The organism is Embleya sp. NBC_00896 (assembly GCF_045207785.1).
In the GTDB taxonomy this organism is placed as follows: domain Bacteria; phylum Actinomycetota; class Actinomycetes; order Streptomycetales; family Streptomycetaceae; genus Embleya.
This window is the reverse complement of the sequence record NZ_CP108776.1, coordinates 3,967,774-3,987,499: the sequence shown is the minus strand read 5'-3', so window position 1 is coordinate 3,987,499 and position 19,726 is coordinate 3,967,774. Positions and strand designations below refer to the sequence as shown.

The following is a 19,726-nucleotide window of genomic DNA, read 5'->3' as shown; positions in this document are numbered from 1 at the left end:
CACCCGGAAGGAACCATGACGATCACCGCTGACACCACGCGCGCCGGCCGACCCGCCGCCGAGCCCAAGTGGAAGGTCACCGCCACCTACCCCGAGCGGCCGAAGGGCTGGAAGGGCGTGTCCAAGCTCGAGGAGTTCATCGACGCGATGATCGACCTCGGCCAGACCGGCCAGATCTTCGGCGAACACGGCATCGGCAAGACGGCGACGTTCTTCAGCCACATCCCCGACCGGTCCGACGACACGGTCCTGGTCTTCGTACCGGCCGCCAACCTCACCCCCGACGACCTGCTCATCAACGCGCCCGTCCGGGACAAGCGCACCGGCGAACTGGTGCTGCGTCAGCTGATCATGCGTCAACTGCGGCCCGGGAAACGGTTCGTGCTGCTCATCGACGACGCGCTCCAGGCGGGCGAGACGATCCAGTCGCAACTCATGCAGATCGCCTGCAACTGGACGCTCGGCGAGCACGACCTGCGCGAACTCGGTTGCGTGGGCGTCTTCCTCACCGACAACGAGTCGCTCGCCGAGACCGCGACCCGGCGTACCGACCTCGCGATCCTGGACCGCATGGTCACGGTCAAGATCACCGCGACCGACACCGCGTGGCGCCACAAGCTCGCCGAGCGCTTCCCCACCACCGACCTGACCGCGGTGTTCCAGGTGTGGACGAGCCTGTCCCCGTCGATGCGCCAGCTCGTGTCCCCGCGCACGCTGGAGCACATCATCGACTGCGCGCTGGCCGGTTTCCCGCTCGTGTGGGGTCTGCCGCTGGTCAACGGCGACCGCCTGGCGCTGACCGAGGCCAAGAAGGACGGCTCGCCCGGCCCCGACCGCACCGACGAGATCCTCGACCGGATCGCCGCGGGCCTGAACGTGCGCAACCCCGACCAGAGCCCCGACGCGGTCCGCCGGATCGTCCGCGAGGCGATCCACCGCCGCTGGTCGGTGCTCATCCAGGGCCCGCCCGGGTGCGGCAAGACGGAGGTCGTGCGCGACGTGGTCCGCGAGGAACTCGGCCACGAGCCGATCTACTTCTCGCTGCCGGTGACCAACGTCGAGGACCTGTGCGCCCCCGTCCCGACGCCGGACGGCTCGCTGGAGAACCTGCTCGCGGCCAAGTTCACCGATCCCGGCTCGAAGGTCATCGTCTGGGACGAGTACAACCGGCCCAAGGACAAGTCGACCTTCGCCAAGCTCATGGAGGTCACCCAGGAGTGGTCGATCGCGGGCCGGTCGATCCCCGGCCTGCGCGCCCAGATCGCGCTGCAGAACCCGCCGTACCATCTCGGCCGCAAGATGCTCGTCTCGCGCAACAACATCGCCCAGGCCACCCGCTTCACCGCGTCGTTGACCATCCGCCCCGAGGACATCCCCGCGAACGAGTGGCTGATCTCGACCTACGGTCCGGTCGCCGAGACCGTCCTGGAGTGGTGGAAGAACGACATCGACGACGAGGGCCGCGAGTGGATCACCAAGCGCACCCTGGAGCGGCTGATCAAGCTGCACGGGCGCGACCTGCCGCTGGAGATGGCCAAGGTCTACCTCGGCGACGGCGAGTACGCGCCGGTTCCGCTCAACGCCCTCGAGGCCCGATTCGCCGAGAATCCGGCCACCGGCCTGGGGGACATCTCGGCCAACCTCGCCGACTGGGTGCGCCGACTGGACGCGGCCAACGAGGAGTCCGGCGAGGGGACCGACGACACCGACGTCGTGCACCAGGTGCTGGCCAACGCGGAGCTGTCCCAGCTGCGCGAACACATGGACACCGTGGCGCAGTTGCTCGCCGGGCTGCCGCCCAAGCTGCGGTCGAGCTACCTGGTCGGCCAGTCGGTGGACAAGCAGCGGTTCTGGATCGAGGCGTTCGCGAAGATGCCGCGCAAGTAGGGCCTCGCCGGGGCGGGTCAGCGCTTGCGGCGCGCGGTCCCGAACAGGCCGCGGGTGATCTCGCGGCCGATCTGGCCGCCCACCGAGCGGAGCATGGACTTCACCGCGGAGTTGCCCATCACCTGCTCGACGACGCTGCGCGACTTCCCGGCTTTCCCGGCCCGTTCGGCCTGCCCGGCCTTCTCGCGCCCGGGTGCGGACTCGGGTTCGGGCGCCGCCGCCGCCGGTTCGGCCGGCGGCGCCTGAGCGGCCGTCAGCTTCTCGAACGCCGACTCGCGGTCGACGGCCGTGCCGTACTTCGCGAACAGCGGCGACCCGGTCACCGCCGCCCGCATCGCCTCGGGCTCGATCGGCGCCATCAGCGACAGCGGCGCCCGCAACCGGGTCCACGCGACCGGCGTGGGCGCGCCCTTTTGTCCTGTACCGCCGCGAGTTCGAGGATCGAGACCATGCCGTGCCCATCGGCGGTGGTCCGCAGCAGGTCGGCCGTGTCGAAGTCCGGTTCGCCGAAGAACGCGCCGCCGCCGCTGTTCTCCAACGTCACCAGGGCGCGCAGGATCACGCCCGCGGTCGCGGGGGACAGCCCGCCGATCTGCTTGAGCTCCGCCTTGCCCTGATCGTCCGTCAGGTACTGGATGACCGCCCGCAGGTCCTTCAGGTCGACCAGTTCGAGTCCGCGTCGGTCGGCGAAGTGAAAGATCAGCCCGAGCGAGGACTCCTGCGTCTCGTTCAGGTCGAGCACCTTCGCCAGCAGAGTCGGCCCGAAGTCGGTGACGGTGGCCCGCACCGGGATGCCCGTACCGATCCCGCCGAGCGCGTAGAACTCGGCCGGGCAGCCGGCGGGTCGCCAGTCCTGGCCGACCTCGGCGGCGCGGGCGGCGACCCGGTCGCCGGGTCGGCCCGGCGCGGAGACCCCCGAGACGTCGCCCTTGATGTCGGCGAGGAAGACCGGAACGCCCTGCGCGGACAGCTGTTCCGCGATCAGCTGGAGCGTCTTGGTCTTTCCGGTACCGGTCGCGCCCGCGACGAGGCCGTGCCGGTTGAGCACGGCGAGCGGAATACGCACCTGCGCCTTCGGGTGCGCGACGCCCTCGACGACGACCGCACCCAGATCGAGCGCGGGTCCCGTGAAGGCGTACCCGGCCGCAATCGCCGAGATCGTGTCTTCCTGCTCGGTCATGCGCGCTCCTCCGGTCACCGGGATGCGGAAGGCGAATACACCGATAGGACAATAAATATCCCGATTGCCCACGCGGATCGTCCATCCGAAGCAGCCCGATCCGCCCACCGGGTCCCTCGCATCGGCTCCGGGTGGGGGTTGTGGGACCTCGATCCCGGTAGGCTGAGCCTGTGATCTTCAAGCGGATCGGTGACGGCAAACCGTACCCGGACCACGGGAGGTCGGGTGCCCGGCAATGGGCCGACATCGCCCCGCGGCCCGTGCGTCTGGACCAACTCATCACGACGAAGCGACAACTCGACCTCGACACGTTGCTCGCCGAGGACTCGACGTTCTACGGCGACCTCTTCGCGCACGTCGTGAAGTGGCAGGGTGACCTCTATCTCGAGGACGGCCTGCATCGAGCGGTCAGAGCCGCGCTCCAACAACGTCAGGTACTGCACGCGCGCGTGCTCGAACTCGGCTGAGCGCGCAACCTCGGCGGCCCGTTCAGGTGGTCGTCGCGCGGACGGCCCTGCCCGGATACGCAAGCCGCCAGGTCGGCGCTAATCTCGACTCCATGGCGACCGGGACCACGGCCATGCCGTGCAGGAGGAGGACAGGGGCGCGTCGATGAGCATGCTCACTCCCCGCGGCATGGGAGGCCAGTATGAGATCACTGGCAAGGTCTATCCGCGAATGACACGGCGCAGGCGACGGATGCCCATCGTCATCGCGATCGTGGTCGGGCTCGTTGTGCTGGCCACGGCCGGGTGGGGCGTCTACCACTTCACATCCGACGAGGGCACCAAGGCCGTGGCCTGCCCGTCCCCGACGGCCAGTGCCCCGGTGGCGGCACCGGCGGCGCAACTACCCGAGCCCGCGACGATCACGCTGAACGTGTACAACGCCACCAAGCGCACCGGCCTCGCCAAGACCGTCGCCGACGCGCTCAAGGCCCGCGGCTTCACGATCGGCAAGGTCGCCAACGACCCGCTCAACCAACCGATCGCCGCGACCGCCGAGATCCGCCACGGCTTCCCGGGCAGCACGCCCTCGAAGGTCGTCGCGGCCCAGGTCGCGGGCAGCACCAACAAGGAAGACCAGCGCACCGACTCGACGGTCGACCTGGTCATCGGCGATGCCTGGACGGACCTCGCCACCCCAGAACAGGTCACCGCGATCCTGTCCCCGCCCCCGCCGCCGCCCCCGAGCCGCCCTGCGGGCTGCTGACCGCACGACCCCACCGCTGCCGCGCCCGCGCTCCACGGGCGCGGCAGCGGCACGTCCGCCACCCACACCACACCCGAAAACGACGAAGGCGCCACCCCGACGGGATGGCGCCTTCGACAAAAAAGAGCGGTAGCGGTGGGATTTGAACCCACGGAGAGCTTGCACCCTCACACGCTTTCGAGGCGTGCTCCTTAGGCCACTCGGACACGCTACCGAGAGAGAGCTTACCGGATGTCGGGGTGTGCTTCGTAACCGGATTCCGGGGAGCGGGTGTGCTCGAAGAAGTCGCGCAGGATCGCGGCGCAGTCCGCTTCGGCGACGCCCGCCACGACCTCCGGGCGGTGGTTGAGGCCGCGGTCGCGCAGTACGTCGGACAGCGAGCCGGCGGCGCCCGCCTTGGCGTCCCAGGCTCCGAAGACCACGCGGTCCACCCGGGCGAGCACGATCGCGCCCGCGCACATCGTGCAGGGCTCCAGGGTGACGACCAGCGTGCAACCGGACAGGCGCCACTCGCCGAGGGCCTTCGCGGCCTCGCGCAGGGCGACGATCTCCGCGTGCGCCGTCGGGTCGCCGGCCGCCTCGCGCTCGTTGCGGCCGCGGCCCACGACCGTGCCGTCCGGACCGAGCACGACGCACCCCACCGGTACATCGCCCGTCCCGACCGCCAGTGCCGCCTCCGCCAAGGCGAGCCGCATGGCCGGCTCGTACCGGCTCAGCGCGGGGTCGAACACGGGCCTGGGCACCGGTGGGGGCGTCGCGCTCAGCGGACCGTCTCCAACTCGTCCGCGCAGCCCAGGCGTTCCGCTATCACCGCGATCGCGTCCGCCGGCAGGCCCGCCTCGCCCGCGAGGTCGGCCAGCAACTGGGCCGACACCCCCAGGTCCACGAGCACCGTCTCGTCACCGGCGGGACCGGGCGGCAGCACGGCCTCGTCGTCCTCCTCCAGGCCGTCCAGCACGTCGGCCGTCAGCAGGGCGTCCGCGTAGGCGCTGCGAGCGACCGCGGCCACATCCGAGACGTAGATGCGCGGGTCCTCCTCACCGTCCACTCGGACGATCGCGAACCACATGTCCTCCTGTTCGACGAACAGAAGCACCGGCTCGTCGTCCACCGCCGCCGCGCGTGCCAGCGCGGTCATCCCCACCGAGTCCTCGACGTCGTCGAGATCGGCTTCACGGGCCTCCCACTGCTCGTCTGTACGTACGAGCACTGCGGCGAAGTACGCCACGGGACTCTCCAAGATCGTTCGCATCGACGTTGTCTCTCGCATCGTGGCAGATACCGGACCACGACAACGGGAATTGGCGCACGTTGCCGAACAAGGTCGCCTGGACGATCGCAGAATGGTCGAGTTCAGTAACGGAACGTACGCATCCGCATCATCTGCCGCAGTCGCTCGTTGCGCACGCGCCGCGGCTGGATCCGGGCCCGAAGCTCGCGCGCCTCGGCCAACTCGCGCAGGAAGAGGGTGCGCCGACGCCGACGCGCCGCCTCCTCCTCGCGGCGCTCGGCCGCCGTCGTTCGAGGTTCTCGACTCTCCATCACCACGCCCCAGGACTCGAAAGGCCGCCGAAACCGACGTGGCTGTAGTTCCCGGGACACGCCGGCTCAGTCATCGAGCGGGCACCCCATGCCGGATGTGCGCTCACATTTTGGACCAACGACCCCAATTCGCCCGACATTCCCCGAACCGACCGGCCCGCGCCACGCACGAGCCGCGCACGAAGCGACCAATTCAGCCGGAACACACCGCGAACCCGGGAGCCCCGCAAGGCTGACACCCAGGTCAAACGGCTACTGTCGCACCATGCGGATTCACGTCGTCGACCATCCTCTGGTGGCCCACAAACTCTCCACGCTGCGCGACCGGCGCACCGACTCGCCGACCTTCCGGAGGCTCGCCGACGAACTCGTCACGCTGCTCGCGTACGAGGCGACCCGCCAGGTGCGCGTCGACCCGGTGGCCATCAGCACGCCGGTCAGCGAGACCACCGGCGTCAAGCTCTCCTACCCGCGCCCCCTCGTGGTGCCGATCCTGCGCGCCGGCCTGGGCATGCTCGACGGCATGGTGCGGCTGCTCCCGACCGCCGAGGTCGGCTTCCTCGGGATGATCCGCAACGAGGACACCCTCGAGCCGTCGACGTACGCCACGCGCATGCCCGACGACCTCAGCGGCCGGCAGGCGTACGTGCTCGACCCGATGCTCGCCACCGGCGGCACGCTCATCGCGGCGACCAAGCTGCTCCTGGAGCGCGGCGCGCTCGACGTGACCGCCATCTGCCTGCTCGCCGCCCCCGAGGGGGTCGCGGTGATGCAGGACGCGTTCAAGGACACCCAGGCCCAGGTCACCGTCGTGACCGCCTCGATCGACGAGCGGCTCAACGAGCACGGCTACATCGTCCCGGGCCTCGGCGACGCCGGCGACCGGCTCTACGGCACCGCCGGATAACTCGCGCACCTCGCGTGTACAGCCGTTCGGGAACGATCCGGATCGCAGGCCCCTTGCGGGACCAAGGACCCTCCCCGACAGGCCGAACGCCGGATGCGGGGCGCCCGGCCTCGGCGCATGCTGGAAGTGTGCCCGGGGCTGGGCAGGAGCCCCGCAGGCACGCTCGGGACTGTTTGCCGATGCTGCGAAGGTACGACCCACCTTTGCTCCGGCGGGGGTCCCACTGGGGAGAGAGAGTGGCCGGTCCCCCCGCGGCCGCTCCCTCTCCCCTATTGTTTCTCCCCGATAGCTCAATCGGGGAGGCGGGGAAGATGCAGGCGCAGACCAAGAAGATCCTGTCGCTGCTCCTGGTCGTTTTCGTCATCTACACGATCATCGCCACGCCGGAGAAAGCCGCCGACCTCGTCGCGCAGTGGTTCCAGGCGATGTCGTCGGCCGCCAAATGGTGCGGCGACCAGATCAGCGGACTCGCGAGCTGAGGCGCGCGCGTCGAAGGGTCGGGGCGGCGCCGGTCACCGGCTCCGGTGTCGACCCCCACGCGATACGTCGGTACCTGCTGCCGACGGAGACCTGCGTGATAGCCGTGCGCAGGCATTGGGCGATGATCCTGCGCCCACTCGCGACGGCCTCCGCCGGACTCGTCCTGCTCGGGATCATGCTGGCGTACTTCCCGGCCGAGAACCGGGCCGTGCACTTCGGCGCGTGGCCGATCGGAGCGGGGCTCGCGCTGTGGGCCGGCCGGCACATCCTTACCTGGCGCAACGACTACTTCATCGTGACCGACAAGCGGGTCATCCTGACCACCGGTCTGATCGGCAAGCGGGTCAACATGATGCCGCTGACCAAGGTGACCGACATGAGCTACCGACGCACGCTCGGCGGCCGACTGCTCGGGCACGGAATGTTCGTGATGGAGTCCGCCGGGCAGGATCAGCCCCTCAAGGAAGTCGAGTTCGTCCCCCGCCCGGACGCCGTCTACCTCAAGGTGTGCGATCAGCTGTTCGGCCCGACTGGCGGGTAATACGAAAGGGCTGGTAAAACCTCGAATTTTCTTTGCGGTGATTCGCGGCTTTCATACTGTCGACATGACGCTAGATACACCCGCATCACCTGACAAATCGGTGATGTCGCAAGGGGTTTGGGGCGGTTCCCCTCGCCGGTAAGGGGCTAGCGAACGACGGCTGCCGTTCCACCATGGCCGGCAGCGGCCAGGTTCCGCTCCAGGACCGACGAGGAGGTGGGCTCTCCAGTGCTGCTGCGAGATGCTTCCCACGAGGGCACGGCCGGCTCGACCACCAATCGGGCCGCGCCCGCGCGCCGTACCGGCATCCCCCGCGCCCGCGCGGTCAGGGGTTCCGGCACCGACACCCCCCAGGACACGCGCACGCTGTCCCGGACCCTCCTGCTGCGCCTCACCGATGTCGTCGAGGGCTCCGCCGAGCACGCTTACGTGCGCAGCACCCTGGTCGAGCTGAACCTGCCCCTGGTGCGCTTCGCGGCCAACCGCTTCCGCAGCCGCACGGATCAGTACGAGGACGTTCTGCAGGTGGGCACGATCGGCCTGATCAAGGCGATCGACCGGTTCGACCCGCATCGCGGCGTCGAGTTCCCCACCTACGCGGTGCCGACCATCATCGGCGAGATCAAGCGCTTCTTCCGCGACACCTCGTGGAGCGTCCGGGTCCCCCGCCGCCTCCAGGAGCTGCGCCTGGCGCTCGCCGAGGCCACCGAGCAGTTCAACCACAAGTACGACCGCGCCCCGACCGTGGTCGAGCTGGCGAAGCACCTGAACCTGACGGTCGAGGAGATCCTCGAGGGCATGGAGGCGGCCAACGCCTACTCGCCCGCCTCGCTGGACGCGCACGACCTCGACGACGACCGCGACAACGCGCTGATCGCCCGACTCGGGCAGGAGGACGAGGCACTCGACGGCGTCGAGTACCGCGAGGCGCTGCGGCCGCTGCTGGCGCGGATGAGCCCGCGCGACCGGCAGATCATCATGCTGCGCTTCTTCGGCAACATGACACAGTCGCAGATCGGCGAACGGCTCGGCATCTCGCAGATGCACGTATCGCGTCTGCTCGCCCGCGCGCTGGCTCGCCTGCGCGCCGACCTGTCGGCCTGAGCGGGCCCGATCGGCCCGCTGCCCCGCCGCTCCCGCGCCCCGCTGCCCGACAAACGCGGCAAGGCCCCTGACGATGCGTCAGGGGCCTTGCCGGGCAGCGGATCGAGCGGGCGGGCGGGGCCGCTCGACCTTCGACTCAGAAGGTGAGCAGCTGTGCCTGAAGCTTGAGCTTGGTGATCGAGTCGATGTTCAGACCCGTGCGCAGGTAGTTGTCGAACGAGCCGTACTTCTTCTCGACCGCGGCGAACGCCGTGTCCAGGTACGACTTCTGCACGTACAGGAGCGGGTCCATCAGGCTCGGGTTCTGCATCAGTCCACCGGCCAGGAGACCGGCCTTCGTGGCCTCGTTGCGGGCCCGCAGGTTGTCGTTGCTGGCGAGGAAGTCGCTGTAGACGGTGGCGTCGTCGACGCCCACCGCCTTCAGGATGATCGCACTCATCCAGCCGGTGCGGTCCTTTCCGGCCGTGCAGTTGTAGATCACGGTCTTGCCGTCCGCGATGTCCTTGAGCACGGTGGTGAACTGCGCGCGCTGGGCCGGGTCGTCGACGAAGCCCTTGTAGATGGCCTCCAGGGCGGCCGCGGCCTTGCCGTCGCCCAGCAGCTCCTGCTGCTTGACCGGGTCCTTGCTGCCGACCGCGGCGTTGGTGATGTTGGTGAGGTTGCCGTCGGCGATCGGCAGGTTCTTGACCTGGGTGCCGGCCGGGACCTTGTTGACGCCGTTCTGGGCGATCTCCACGTCGGTACGGAAGTCCGCCGACACGTCCGGGGCCAGGTTCGCGAGCCGCGCGACGTCCGCCTCGGTCGCCTTGCCGAGCGCGTCGGTACGGAACACCTGGCCGTACTTGACGGTCAGGCCCCAGCCGGTGCGGTAGCCGCCGATGTCCCGGGCGTTCGGCGCGCTCTTGAGGCCGAGCGAGCGCGGGGCGGTGACGACGCCGATGAACGGGCCGGACGGGCTGACGTTGAAATACCAGCGCTTGGCCGGGTCCAGGCCGGACACCGTCAGGGAGTCGCCGGTGGTGGTGCCGACGAGCTGGGTGAAGCGATCCACGTCGGTGGAGGCGTACACGTGCATCGGGCCGGGCCGGCGATCGGTCCAGGAGATGGTGTACGTGCCGTCGGGGTTGGCCACGGCCGACGCGCTGTTGACGATGCCGAGGCCACCGCGTGCCGAGACGTTGGCCTCGGCGATGCCCGCGTCGGCCGACGCCTGGGCCGAGGTGACCGCGACGGTACCGCCGACCGTGAGCGCCGCCATGACGGCGATGGTCGCGAGGCGGGTGGTGCGTATGCGCATGCGGTTCTGCTCCCGAGGAGGAAGTGTTCGTGAGCACGTGGGAAGAACCCGGAAAACAACCGGTCGTTGCCACCACGCGCGGGACCACTGTAGTGATCACCACCCGCACACTCCAGACGGTGCCGTATGGAGAGACGCGGCCCTCGTCTCGGAGACCCGGATCGCACGCACGCGGGACCGACCGCCCCCACGAGGGGTATACGAACGGGTCGAATCGGCCCGCGAGTTCGGGATTCGACGGCGCGGATCGAGGCCGACGTCACACGGGCACGCCGAGTGGGGAACGCCGACACACCGTTCGAGAGTTTCCCTGATAGCCCGTCACATAGGTACCGCGCACCGGGATTCCGGGTAGGAGTCCGCAATCCGCATGCCAGTCGGGCGGGCTTGGCGCAAAGTGGGGACGAATGCGCGCGCGTGCGCACACGGGGCACGGGCCGTGCACGCTATACCTGTTGATACCTGTCGCACAGGTGGTAGGAAGTACGCCCACCGGCGACACGACGGGACCGGCTCGCCGGCCGGCCCGACGCGAAGGAGGAAGCCGTGCCGGACGGTACCAGCAAGCGCCACACCCCCGGCGATGGTTCGCCGGCCGAGCCCATCCCGCGAGCACCGGATCCACGTCGTCCCGGCCCGACCGGCCGCGAACGTCAGGACCCCGAATACGACCACAACGGTGAACAGGTCGAAGGTCCGCTCGGTTTCCCCGACTTGACGCAGGATCAGGCCGGTCGCCGGTCCGGACGCGCGCGTCGCGTCGCGAACTGGTTCGGCTTCGGCGCGCCGCCCGAGGAGGACGAACCGGATCCGTACGACCGCCGGCCCGGCTTCGGCCGCCGCGATCCGTACGAGGCCGACACCGGGGTGTACGACTACGGCCGGGACCAGGACGCGGACTACGACGGCGACTTCGAGGCCGCCCCGGCCCCGACGTCGGGACGTACCCGCCGGCGGACCGGATCGTCACACTGGGAGGACGTCATGCTCGGCTCGTCACCGTCGCCGGGCACGCCGATGTCGGACAGCATTCCGGGCGACACGATGCCGCCGGACCGGCTGCACCGCGAACCACCCGGCACCCTGCCCCCCACACGCGGCACGTCCCGCCCGGGACGCCGCGAGGAGGCCACGCGTTGGCAGCCCGAGCTCGACGACGACGTCGAACCCGCCGACCCGATGGATCCGGTCGACCCGCTCGACCCCGGCCCGACTCCGTCGTCCGAACGACGCATCGCGTACCCGCCGATCCCCAACCGCAGGCCCGCCCCCGCGGCGGAGTCCGATCGACCCTCGGCCACCGAGGCCGCGGCACCGGTCGACGACCAGGCAGAGAACCGGCGCCGTGACCGGCTCGGCGACGGGGAGGCCGACGACGACGGCGGGACGGGAACGACGTTCGTCCCGGTGCCGCCGGCTCCACGCACCCCGTATCGCTCGGGGCCCGACGACGGCGCCGTGGACGAGGTCCCGCGTCGGATGCTGCGGATGCTGCCGCCACCCGCGCTCGCCGACGGTGGCGGGATGGTCGTCGACGGCGGTCGGCTCGGGCGGTTGAACGTCCGAGCCGCGGGCGTCCGCGGCGAACTGCACCAGCAACAGGGGCTGCCGCGCCAGAACTGCTTCGCGGTGGGGCCCGACCCGAGTTCCAGGTGGACGATCGCGATCGTCTGCGACGGCATCGACAACGCGCACGCCTCCGAACTCGCCGCCCAGATCGCGGTGCGCAGCGCCTACCGCACGGTGGCCAGGATGGTGGCCCGCGAGCGGCACGAGAACTGGGACTGGGCGGGCGTACAGACCGAGGTCGAGGAGGACCTGCGCGTCCGGCTCGCCGCGACGGCCGACCGCGCGCACGAGTTGGGCCGCTCGGAACCGGCGACCAGGCTGGCGATCCTGGTCACCGCCGCGGATCCGCTGGAGGACGACCGGGTCGACATGGCCGTACTCGGCGACAGCACCGTGCTCCGGCTCGCCCAGGGCGGCTGGCGCGCCCCACTGGGGATCCGGGACACGTCGATGGACGCGGCTCCGGCCGCGATTCCCGACCAGGCCGGCGACGACCAACTCCGGATCTGCCGGACGACGTGGCGCCCGACCGACGTCCTGGTCATGATGACCGGCGGCTTCGCCGAGGCGCTCGGTCAACCGACGGCCGGGCTCGCACCACGTCTCGCGGAGGACTGGCGTACTCCGCCATCACTCTTCGACTATTTGCGCGATGTGGACGAGGGACTTCGACTGCGCGAGGACGACGGTTGCGTCGTCGCGCTGTGGCCCTCGGCCTGACCACGGAACAGCTGGAAAGGTAATTCGCCGCATACCCGCGGGCGGGCCGAGCATTCGGGGCCCGCCCGTCGGTATGTCAGCTGACGGCGATGAGCACGGCCGCCGCGACCACGATGATCGCGACCACGACACCGGCGATCAACAGCACCGGTGGGGTACTGCGGCGGGCAGGCTCGCCGGGGGCCGCGGGGCGATCCTCGGCGACAAAGGCCCGGAACATCTGAGTACTGGCTGCGGGATCCATCTCGTTGTCAGGCATGCGCAAGACCATACCGCACCCGAAAACGCAAAAGGCCCGCCCCCTTTATCGGGGGCGGGCCTTTCACACGAAGATTCCGGCGGCGTCCTACTCTCCCACACCCCTTCGAGTGCAGTACCATCGGCGCTGGAGAGCTTAGCTTCCGGGTTCGGAATGAGACCGGGCGTTTCCTCTCCGCCAAGACCACCGGAAAACCATCGAACCTGAAAATCAACCAGGTACATCGGTGAACCAGAAATCACATGCGGTGATTCAATTATCAAACGGGTTCCCCGAAACCGATTGCGGTTCGGGAACCACACAGTGGACGCGTAGCAACTGAGGACAAGTCCTCGGCCTATTAGTACCGGTCAGCTCCACCCCTTACAGGGCTTCCACACCCGGCCTATCAACCCGATCGTCTCTCGGGGGCCTTACCCAACCGAAGTTGGTGGGAGTCCTCATCTCGAAGCAAGCTTCCCGCTTAGATGCTTTCAGCGGTTATCCCTCCCGAACGTAGCCAACCAGCCATGCCCTTGGCAGAACAACTGGCACACCAGAGGTTCGTCCGTCCCGGTCCTCTCGTACTAGGGACAGCCCTTCTCAAGACTCCTACGCGCACAGCGGATAGGGACCGAACTGTCTCACGACGTTCTAAACCCAGCTCGCGTACCGCTTTAATGGGCGAACAGCCCAACCCTTGGGACCTACTCCAGCCCCAGGATGCGACGAGCCGACATCGAGGTGCCAAACCATCCCGTCGATATGGACTCTTGGGGAAGATCAGCCTGTTATCCCCGGGGTACCTTTTATCCGTTGAGCGACGGCGCTTCCACAAGCCACCGCCGGATCACTAGTCCCTGCTTTCGCACCTGCTCGACCTGTCGGTCTCACAGTCAAGCTCCCTTGTGCACTTACACTCGACACCTGATTGCCAACCAGGATGAGGGAACCTTTGGGCGCCTCCGTTACCCTTTAGGAGGCAACCGCCCCAGTTAAACTACCCATCAGACACTGTCCCTGATCCGGATCACGGACCCAGGTTAGACATCCAGCACGACCAGAGTGGTATTTCAACGACGACTCCACAGACACTGGCGTGTCCGCTTCACAGTCTCCCACCTATCCTACACAAGCCGAACCGAACACCAATATCAAACTATAGTAAAGGTCCCGGGGTCTTTCCGTCCTGCTGCGCGAAACGAGCATCTTTACTCGTAGTGCAATTTCACCGGGCCTGTGGTTGAGACAGTCGAGAAGTCGTTACGCCATTCGTGCAGGTCGGAACTTACCCGACAAGGAATTTCGCTACCTTAGGATGGTTATAGTTACCACCGCCGTTTACTGGCGCTTAAGTTCTCAGCCTCGCCCCGAAGAGCTAACCGGTCCCCTTAACGTTCCAGCACCGGGCAGGCGTCAGTCCGTATACATCGTCTTACGACTTCGCACGGACCTGTGTTTTTAGTAAACAGTCGCTTCTCGCTGGTCTCTGCGGCCACCACCAGCTCGGAGAGCAAGTCTCCTCACCAACAATGGCCCCCCTTCTCCCGAAGTTACGGGGGCATTTTGCCGAGTTCCTTAACCACAGTTCACCCGAACGCCTTAGTATTCTCTACCTGACCACCTGAGTCGGTTTGGGGTACGGGCCGCCACGACACTCGCTAGAGGCTTTTCTCGGCAGCATAGGATCATCCACTTCCCCACAATCGGGTCGGCATCAGGTCTCAGGCTATGTGAGAGACGGATTTGCCTATCTCTCGCCCTACACCCTTACCCCGGGACTACCACCGCCCGGGCTGGACTACCTTCCTGCGTCACCCCATCGCTCACCTACTACCCGATTGGTTCGGCGGCTCCACCAAAACAGTTCACCCGAAGGATCCCTGCGGCTTCACGGCCTTAACATCACGAGGTTCAGCGCTGGCGCATCGTAGCGGGTACGGGAATATCAACCCGTTGTCCATCGACTACGCCTGTCGGCCTCGCCTTAGGTCCCGACTTACCCTGGGCGGATTAGCCTGCCCCAGGAACCCTTGGTCATCCGGCGCACACGTTTCTCACGTGTGATTCGCTACTCATGCCTGCATTCTCACTCGTGCAGCGTCCACCGCTGGTTTCCACCGCGACTTCACTCGCTGCACGACGCTCCCCTACCCATCCGTACGCCTGAACCACGAAGGCTTGGCTGTATGCACGAATGACACGACTTCGGCGGTGCGCTTGAGCCCCGCTACATTATCGGCGCGGAATCACTTGACCAGTGAGCTATTACGCACTCTTTCAAGGGTGGCTGCTTCTAAGCCAACCTCCTGGTTGTCTGTGCGACTCCACATCCTTTCCCACTTAGCGCACGCTTGGGGGCCTTAGTCGGTGCTCTGGGCTGTTTCCCTCTCGACCACGGAGCTTATCCCCCGCAGTCTCACTGCCGCGCTCTCACTTACCGGCATTCGGAGTTTGGCTTATCTCAGTAACCTGGTGAGGCCCATCAACAATCCAGTGCTCTACCTCCGGCAAGAAACACACGACGCTGCACCTAAATGCATTTCGGGGAGAACCAGCTATCACGGAGTTTGATTGGCCTTTCACCCCTAACCACAGGTCATCCCCCAGGTTTTCAACCCTGGTGGGTTCGGGCCTCCACACGGTCTTACCCGCGCTTCACCCTGCCCATGGCTAGATCACTCCGCTTCGGGTCTTGGGCGCGCGACTCAATCGCCCTGTTCGGACTCGCTTTCGCTACGGCTTCCCCACACGGGTTAACCTCGCCACACACCGCAAACTCGCAGGCTCATTCTTCAAAAGGCACGCAGTCACGGCCACCCGTGTAAACACGGATGACGACGCTCCCACGGCTTGTAGGCACACGGTTTCAGGTACTATTTCACTCCCCTCCCGGGGTACTTTTCACCTTTCCCTCACGGTACTAGTCCGCTATCGGTCACCAGGGAATATTTAGGCTTAGCGGGTGGTCCCGCCAGATTCACACGGGATTTCTCGGGCCCCGTGCTACTTGGGAAATGCGCAAGCAAGCCGTACATGTTTCGTCTACGGGGGTCTTACCCTCTACGCCGGACCTTTCGCATGTCCTTCGACTACACATACGGTTTCTGACTCGCCGACCGGCCGGCAGACCGATCAAGCACACTCCCACGACCCCAACCACGCAACCCCTGCCGGGTATCACACGTGACTGGTTTAGCCTCATCCGATTTCGCTCGCCACTACTCTCGGAATCACGGTTGTTTTCTCTTCCTGCGGGTACTGAGATGTTTCACTTCCCCGCGTTCCCTCCACACACCCTATATATTCAGGTGCGGGTGACAGCCCATGACGACTGCCGGGTTTCCCCATTCGGACACCCCCGGATCACAGCTCGGTTGACAGCTCCCCGGGGCCTATCGCGGCCTCCCACGTCCTTCATCGGTTCCTGGTACCTAGGCATCCACCGTGCGCCCTTAACAACTTGGCCACAGATGCTCGCGTCCACTGTGCAGTTCTCAAACAACAACCGATTCCACCGAATATCCGAACAGGCCTACCGGAACAAACCGTCCGGTGGTTCACCATTCATCCGAGGATCGGAACCTTCCCGAGACAACAGACCAGCCCCAACAGCCATACGACTGTGGGGCCGGGCCCGTTCCCTCAGGACCCAACAACGTGCCCGACCCGCTCCCTTTCCCGACCCTGTGTTTCCACGCTCCGAAGAGCAGTACTTGCAGGTTCGAGTCCAGTCACGGACCGAATAGTCAACGTTCCACCCATGAGCAACCGTGTGACACAGATGGTCACATTCGGCTATGTGCTCCTTAGAAAGGAGGTGATCCAGCCGCACCTTCCGGTACGGCTACCTTGTTACGACTTCGTCCCAATCGCTGGTCCCACCTTCGACGGCTCCCCCTCTTGCGAGTTGGGCCACCGGCTTCGGGTGTTACCGACTTTCGTGACGTGACGGGCGGTGTGTACAAGGCCCGGGAACGTATTCACCGCAGCAATGCTGATCTGCGATTACTAGAGACTCCGACTTCACGGGGTCGAGTTGCAGACCCCGATCCGAACTGAGACCGGCTTTTTGAGATTCGCTCCACCTCGCGGTATCGCAGCTCATTGTACCGGCCATTGTAGCACGTGTGCAGCCCAAGACATAAGGGGCATGATGACTTGACGTCGTCCCCACCTTCCTCCGAGTTGACCCCGGCAGTCTCCTGTGAGTCCCCATCACCCCGAAGGGCATGCTGGCAACACAGAACGAGGGTTGCGCTCGTTGCGGGACTTAACCCAACATCTCACGACACGAGCTGACGACAGCCATGCACCACCTGTACACCGACCAAAAGGGGCACCTGTCTCCAGGTGTTTCCGGTGTATGTCAAGCCTTGGTAAGGTTCTTCGCGTTGCGTCGAATTAAGCCACATGCTCCGCCTCTTGTGCGGGCCCCCGTCAATTCCTTTGAGTTTTAGCCTTGCGGCCGTACTCCCCAGGCGGGGAACTTAATGCGTTAGCTGCGGCACGGACGACGTGGAATGTCGCCCACACCTAGTTCCCAACGTTTACGGCGTGGACTACCAGGGTATCTAATCCTGTTCGCTCCCCACGCTTTCGCTCCTCAGCGTCAGTATCGGCCCAGAGACCCGCCTTCGCCACCGGTGTTCCTCCTGATATCTGCGCATTTCACCGCTACACCAGGAATTCCAGTCTCCCCTGCCGAACTCTAGCCTGCCCGTATCGAATGCAGGCTCGGGGTTAAGCCCCGAGTTTTCACATCCGACGCGACAGGCCGCCTACGAGCTCTTTACGCCCAATAATTCCGGACAACGCTCGCACCCTACGTATTACCGCGGCTGCTGGCACGTAGTTAGCCGGTGCTTCTTCTGCAGGTACCGTCACTTTCGCTTCTTCCCTGCTGAAAGAGGTTTACAACCCGAAGGCCGTCATCCCTCACGCGGCGTCGCTGCGTCAGGCTTTCGCCCATTGCGCAATATTCCCCACTGCTGCCTCCCGTAGGAGTCTGGGCCGTGTCTCAGTCCCAGTGTGGCCGGTCGCCCTCTCAGGCCGGCTACCCGTCGTCGCCTTGGTAGGCCACTACCCCACCAACAAGCTGATAGGCCGCGGGCCCATCCTGCACCGCCGGAACTTTCAACCCCCCACCATGCGGAGGAGGATGTTATCCGGTATTAGCTCCGGTTTCCCGAAGTTATCCCAGAGTGCAGGGCAGGTTGCCCACGTGTTACTCACCCGTTCGCCACTCATCCACCCCGAAGGGCTTCAGCGTTCGACTTGCATGTGTTAAGCACGCCGCCAGCGTTCGTCCTGAGCCAGGATCAAACTCTCCATTGATGTTCACCGGTAATCCGGTGGAACACAATAAGTGAGCGGCGACTCTCCCAGAGGAATAGTCCGGGTATGTCGCCGGCGTCCTTGCTGTGACCTGGGCCCACTGACGGAACCCAGGATTTTCTTCAAAGGAACCACCAACACTGTCCGACCCACCTTGTGATGGGGCTTCCAGCGCCGGGGGTGTATCTTTGGCGTTGACTTTTGGCACGCTGTTGAGTTCTCAAGGAACGGACGCTTCCTTCGGTGCGGAATCAACCGCGCCCTCCGGGCGTTTAACGTTCAGTTTGTGTTGCTTTTGTTTCTCTTTCGCGTCTCCAGCTTAGCACACCGTTTCGGCCGCTTCGCTTTCCTCGCTTTCGGCGTCCGGCGCGTTTCCGCGCTTTCCGCCTTTCAGACTCTAGCAGATCTTGCGACCCGCTTTTCGCCCTTTGCTTTCGGCCTTCGAAACTTTCGTTTCCTTGGCTTCCGGCTCTTCGAGCTTACCAGGTCTTTCGACCCGCTTCGCTCACCGCTTCGGCTTCGGAAATTTGTTCTTCCCGTTGCTTTCTGCGACGCCCCGAACATTAGCGGATCGCATTTCGCACCGTCTAATCGGCGGGCAATTTGCGTTCCGGCAATCCACCGGGGACACCCGTGCACAGGACGACGGTGTGATGCGCGTGCGCACCACACCTGGTTCATGTGATCGGAATGGTCACCCCGGGACCAGCCAGCGCAAGCTCCTAGGCTCGCATCTGTCTCAGGTCTCCCTGTCGGGCAACTTGGAGGACCCTACCGGGGCCCGGGGCCGACCGCAAACCGGCGCATGGTGGCTCCGTTTCAGGTGTTCGAACGCGAGCAGACTCCGGGCATGGTGACCTCTACATCACGGCGAGTGAACCCGATCGCGACGGTGGTCAGTGTCGTGGCCGCAGCGATCGCAGTCATCATCGTCTTGCACATCGTTCTGTTCGTCTTCGAGGCCAACCCCACCAACGGCGCGGTGGAGACCATCGCCGACTGGGCGGAGTGGCTCACCCGCTGGGCCAAGGACCTCTTCACTCCCGACAACGTCAAGGCACGGGTCGCGGCGAACTTCGGACTGGCCGCGGTGGTCTACCTCGCCGCCGGTGCGCTGATCTCCCGCCTCGTCGGCCGGGTCTGACCTCGACCCGCCCGACCCGAGACTTCCGTACGGTGGCGGCGCACCAGTCGCGATGATTGGTGCAGAGAAACCGAACTGCACCGCCGCCGACCGGAGGGCCCCATGTCGCTGCTCACCCCGGACAGCCTGGGCGATCTCCTGGGCTTGTTCGATTTCGGGAACGGGTGTGTCACCCGAGTACACATCGACGACCCGTTCAGTCCGGGAGGTGCCACGGCACGCGTCCTGGTCGACGCCCGGGACCGGGAACACGGCTGGCCGTGGATTCCCGTCGAATTCACCCTTTCGGGACTTCGGGACTACCGGGTGGAGCACGGCAAGGGATTCTCCGGAATGCTCTATTTCGACCCGGTGCTGTCCCGCTTCACCGACGAGACGTACGGCGACCTCTTCTATCTGGACTTCGACCCCGTCGACGGACCCGGTGCCTACGAGCCCGTCGACGCCGGCGACGTCGTCGGCCGATCGCAGTGCTTCTTCGCCGCCGAGAGCTGCTCGTGGCGTGCCCTTCCGCCTACGGAGAGTCCCCGCCTTCGGCTCATTGGTAACGCTTAGGTCTCAAACCTTT

General features: G+C 66.1%; 15 protein-coding genes, 1 tRNA gene, 3 rRNA genes and 1 pseudogene. 10 read left to right on the top strand and 10 right to left on the bottom strand.

What is annotated here, in order from left to right:
* Positions 1 to 15 precede the first annotated feature (15 nt).
* Complete coding sequence (locus OG928_RS18160; protein ID WP_406284912.1) at positions 16 to 1,887, top strand: AAA family ATPase; 1,872 nt, start codon at positions 16 to 18, stop codon at positions 1,885 to 1,887.
* Positions 1,888 to 1,904: 17 nt separating this feature from the next.
* On the opposite strand, the pseudogene OG928_RS18155 reads toward OG928_RS18160, so the two are convergent.
* Positions 1,905 to 3,067, bottom strand: a pseudogene (locus tag OG928_RS18155) (helicase HerA-like domain-containing protein).
* 170 nt (positions 3,068 to 3,237) lie between these two features.
* Between OG928_RS18155 and OG928_RS18150 the strand changes: the two are divergent.
* Together OG928_RS18150 and OG928_RS18145 are read left to right on the top strand one after the other, a co-directional pair.
* Positions 3,238 to 3,534 (top strand): type II toxin-antitoxin system VapB family antitoxin, encoded by a 297-nt coding sequence (locus tag OG928_RS18150; RefSeq protein ID WP_020556786.1) that lies wholly within the window; start codon positions 3,238 to 3,240, stop codon positions 3,532 to 3,534.
* A 232-nt stretch (positions 3,535 to 3,766) separates the two neighbouring features.
* A complete protein-coding gene (locus OG928_RS18145) occupies positions 3,767 to 4,279 on the top strand; it encodes a LytR C-terminal domain-containing protein (protein WP_406284909.1) in 513 nt (170 codons plus the stop codon).
* Positions 4,280 to 4,406: 127 nt separating this feature from the next.
* Here OG928_RS18145 and OG928_RS18140 read toward each other — a convergent pair.
* The 4 genes from OG928_RS18140 to OG928_RS18125 form a co-directional block, all read right to left on the bottom strand.
* Positions 4,407 to 4,493, bottom strand: a tRNA-Ser gene (locus OG928_RS18140).
* A gap of 10 nt (positions 4,494 to 4,503) precedes the next feature.
* The gene (tadA, locus tag OG928_RS18135; RefSeq protein WP_406284907.1) at positions 4,504 to 5,022 is read right to left on the bottom strand and encodes a tRNA adenosine(34) deaminase TadA; all 519 of its coding nucleotides are present in this window, start codon (positions 5,020 to 5,022) and stop codon (positions 4,504 to 4,506) included.
* 17 nt (positions 5,023 to 5,039) lie between these two features.
* A complete protein-coding gene (locus OG928_RS18130; protein WP_406284904.1) occupies positions 5,040 to 5,531 on the bottom strand; it encodes a tRNA adenosine deaminase-associated protein in 492 nt (163 codons plus the stop codon).
* A gap of 101 nt (positions 5,532 to 5,632) precedes the next feature.
* A complete protein-coding gene (locus OG928_RS18125) occupies positions 5,633 to 5,821 on the bottom strand; it encodes a hypothetical protein (RefSeq protein WP_026219506.1) in 189 nt (62 codons plus the stop codon).
* 265 nt (positions 5,822 to 6,086) lie between these two features.
* Here OG928_RS18125 and upp point away from each other — a divergent pair, with 265 nt between their 5' ends.
* The 4 genes from upp to OG928_RS18105 all read left to right on the top strand — a co-directional run bounded on the left by upp (position 6,087) and on the right by OG928_RS18105 (position 8,853).
* Positions 6,087 to 6,728 carry a uracil phosphoribosyltransferase gene (upp, locus tag OG928_RS18120; protein WP_406284901.1) on the top strand — a complete coding sequence of 214 codons (642 nt, stop codon included), beginning with the start codon at positions 6,087 to 6,089 and terminating at the stop codon, positions 6,726 to 6,728.
* Positions 6,729 to 7,039: 311 nt separating this feature from the next.
* The gene (locus OG928_RS18115) at positions 7,040 to 7,207 is read left to right on the top strand and encodes a hypothetical protein (RefSeq protein ID WP_406284899.1); all 168 of its coding nucleotides are present in this window, start codon (positions 7,040 to 7,042) and stop codon (positions 7,205 to 7,207) included.
* A gap of 122 nt (positions 7,208 to 7,329) precedes the next feature.
* Complete coding sequence (locus tag OG928_RS18110; RefSeq protein WP_406284897.1) at positions 7,330 to 7,749, top strand: PH domain-containing protein; 420 nt, start codon at positions 7,330 to 7,332, stop codon at positions 7,747 to 7,749.
* Between the two features lie 228 nt (positions 7,750 to 7,977).
* Positions 7,978 to 8,853, top strand: coding sequence for a SigB/SigF/SigG family RNA polymerase sigma factor (locus OG928_RS18105; RefSeq protein ID WP_406284895.1), 876 nt, complete (start codon positions 7,978 to 7,980; stop codon positions 8,851 to 8,853).
* Between the two features lie 136 nt (positions 8,854 to 8,989).
* Here OG928_RS18105 and OG928_RS18100 read toward each other — a convergent pair whose 3' ends face one another.
* Positions 8,990 to 10,150: a tyrosine-protein phosphatase gene (locus OG928_RS18100; protein WP_406284894.1), complete on the bottom strand. Its 1,161-nt coding sequence runs from the start codon at positions 10,148 to 10,150 to the stop codon at positions 8,990 to 8,992.
* Between the two features lie 546 nt (positions 10,151 to 10,696).
* Here OG928_RS18100 and OG928_RS18095 point away from each other — a divergent pair.
* The gene (locus OG928_RS18095; RefSeq protein ID WP_406284893.1) at positions 10,697 to 12,439 is read left to right on the top strand and encodes a protein phosphatase 2C domain-containing protein; all 1,743 of its coding nucleotides are present in this window, start codon (positions 10,697 to 10,699) and stop codon (positions 12,437 to 12,439) included.
* A gap of 76 nt (positions 12,440 to 12,515) precedes the next feature.
* Here the strand turns inward: OG928_RS18095 and OG928_RS18090 are convergent, their stop codons facing one another.
* The 4 genes from OG928_RS18090 to OG928_RS18075 all read right to left on the bottom strand — a co-directional run bounded on the left by OG928_RS18090 (position 12,516) and on the right by OG928_RS18075 (position 18,014).
* A complete protein-coding gene (locus OG928_RS18090; RefSeq protein ID WP_406284892.1) occupies positions 12,516 to 12,698 on the bottom strand; it encodes a hypothetical protein in 183 nt (60 codons plus the stop codon).
* A 74-nt stretch (positions 12,699 to 12,772) separates the two neighbouring features.
* Positions 12,773 to 12,889: ribosomal RNA gene (rrf, locus tag OG928_RS18085) — 5S ribosomal RNA — on the bottom strand.
* A gap of 129 nt (positions 12,890 to 13,018) precedes the next feature.
* Positions 13,019 to 16,146: ribosomal RNA gene (locus OG928_RS18080) — 23S ribosomal RNA — on the bottom strand.
* 344 nt (positions 16,147 to 16,490) lie between these two features.
* A 16S ribosomal RNA gene (locus OG928_RS18075) occupies positions 16,491 to 18,014 on the bottom strand.
* Together the 16S, 23S and 5S rRNA genes form the textbook arrangement of a ribosomal RNA operon.
* A gap of 874 nt (positions 18,015 to 18,888) precedes the next feature.
* Between OG928_RS18075 and OG928_RS18070 the strand changes: the two genes are divergently transcribed.
* The gene (locus tag OG928_RS18070; protein ID WP_406284891.1) at positions 18,889 to 19,158 is read left to right on the top strand and encodes a hypothetical protein; all 270 of its coding nucleotides are present in this window, start codon (positions 18,889 to 18,891) and stop codon (positions 19,156 to 19,158) included.
* 102 nt (positions 19,159 to 19,260) lie between these two features.
* Entirely contained in the window at positions 19,261 to 19,713 is a 453-nt protein-coding gene (locus tag OG928_RS18065; protein ID WP_406284890.1) for a hypothetical protein, read from the top strand.
* Positions 19,714 to 19,726 lie beyond the last annotated feature (13 nt).

What these genes read in the sequence shown, in the direction of transcription:
- OG928_RS18115 (WP_406284899.1), top strand. Translation starts at nt 7,040, where the DNA reads ATGCAGGCGCAGACCAAGAAGATCCTGTCGCTGCTCCTGGTCGTTTTC.
- OG928_RS18110 (WP_406284897.1), top strand. Translation starts at nt 7,330, where the DNA reads ATGATCCTGCGCCCACTCGCGACGGCCTCCGCCGGACTCGTCCTGCTC.
- OG928_RS18125 (WP_026219506.1), bottom strand. Translation starts at nt 5,821, where the DNA reads ATGGAGAGTCGAGAACCTCGAACGACGGCGGCCGAGCGCCGCGAGGAG.
- OG928_RS18160 (WP_406284912.1), top strand. Translation starts at nt 16, where the DNA reads ATGACGATCACCGCTGACACCACGCGCGCCGGCCGACCCGCCGCCGAG.
- OG928_RS18145 (WP_406284909.1), top strand. Translation starts at nt 3,767, where the DNA reads ATGCCCATCGTCATCGCGATCGTGGTCGGGCTCGTTGTGCTGGCCACG.
- OG928_RS18065 (WP_406284890.1), top strand. Translation starts at nt 19,261, where the DNA reads ATGTCGCTGCTCACCCCGGACAGCCTGGGCGATCTCCTGGGCTTGTTC.
- OG928_RS18130 (WP_406284904.1), bottom strand. Translation starts at nt 5,531, where the DNA reads ATGCGAACGATCTTGGAGAGTCCCGTGGCGTACTTCGCCGCAGTGCTC.
- upp (WP_406284901.1), top strand. Translation starts at nt 6,087, where the DNA reads ATGCGGATTCACGTCGTCGACCATCCTCTGGTGGCCCACAAACTCTCC.
- OG928_RS18100 (WP_406284894.1), bottom strand. Translation starts at nt 10,150, where the DNA reads ATGCGCATACGCACCACCCGCCTCGCGACCATCGCCGTCATGGCGGCG.
- OG928_RS18090 (WP_406284892.1), bottom strand. Translation starts at nt 12,698, where the DNA reads ATGCCTGACAACGAGATGGATCCCGCAGCCAGTACTCAGATGTTCCGG.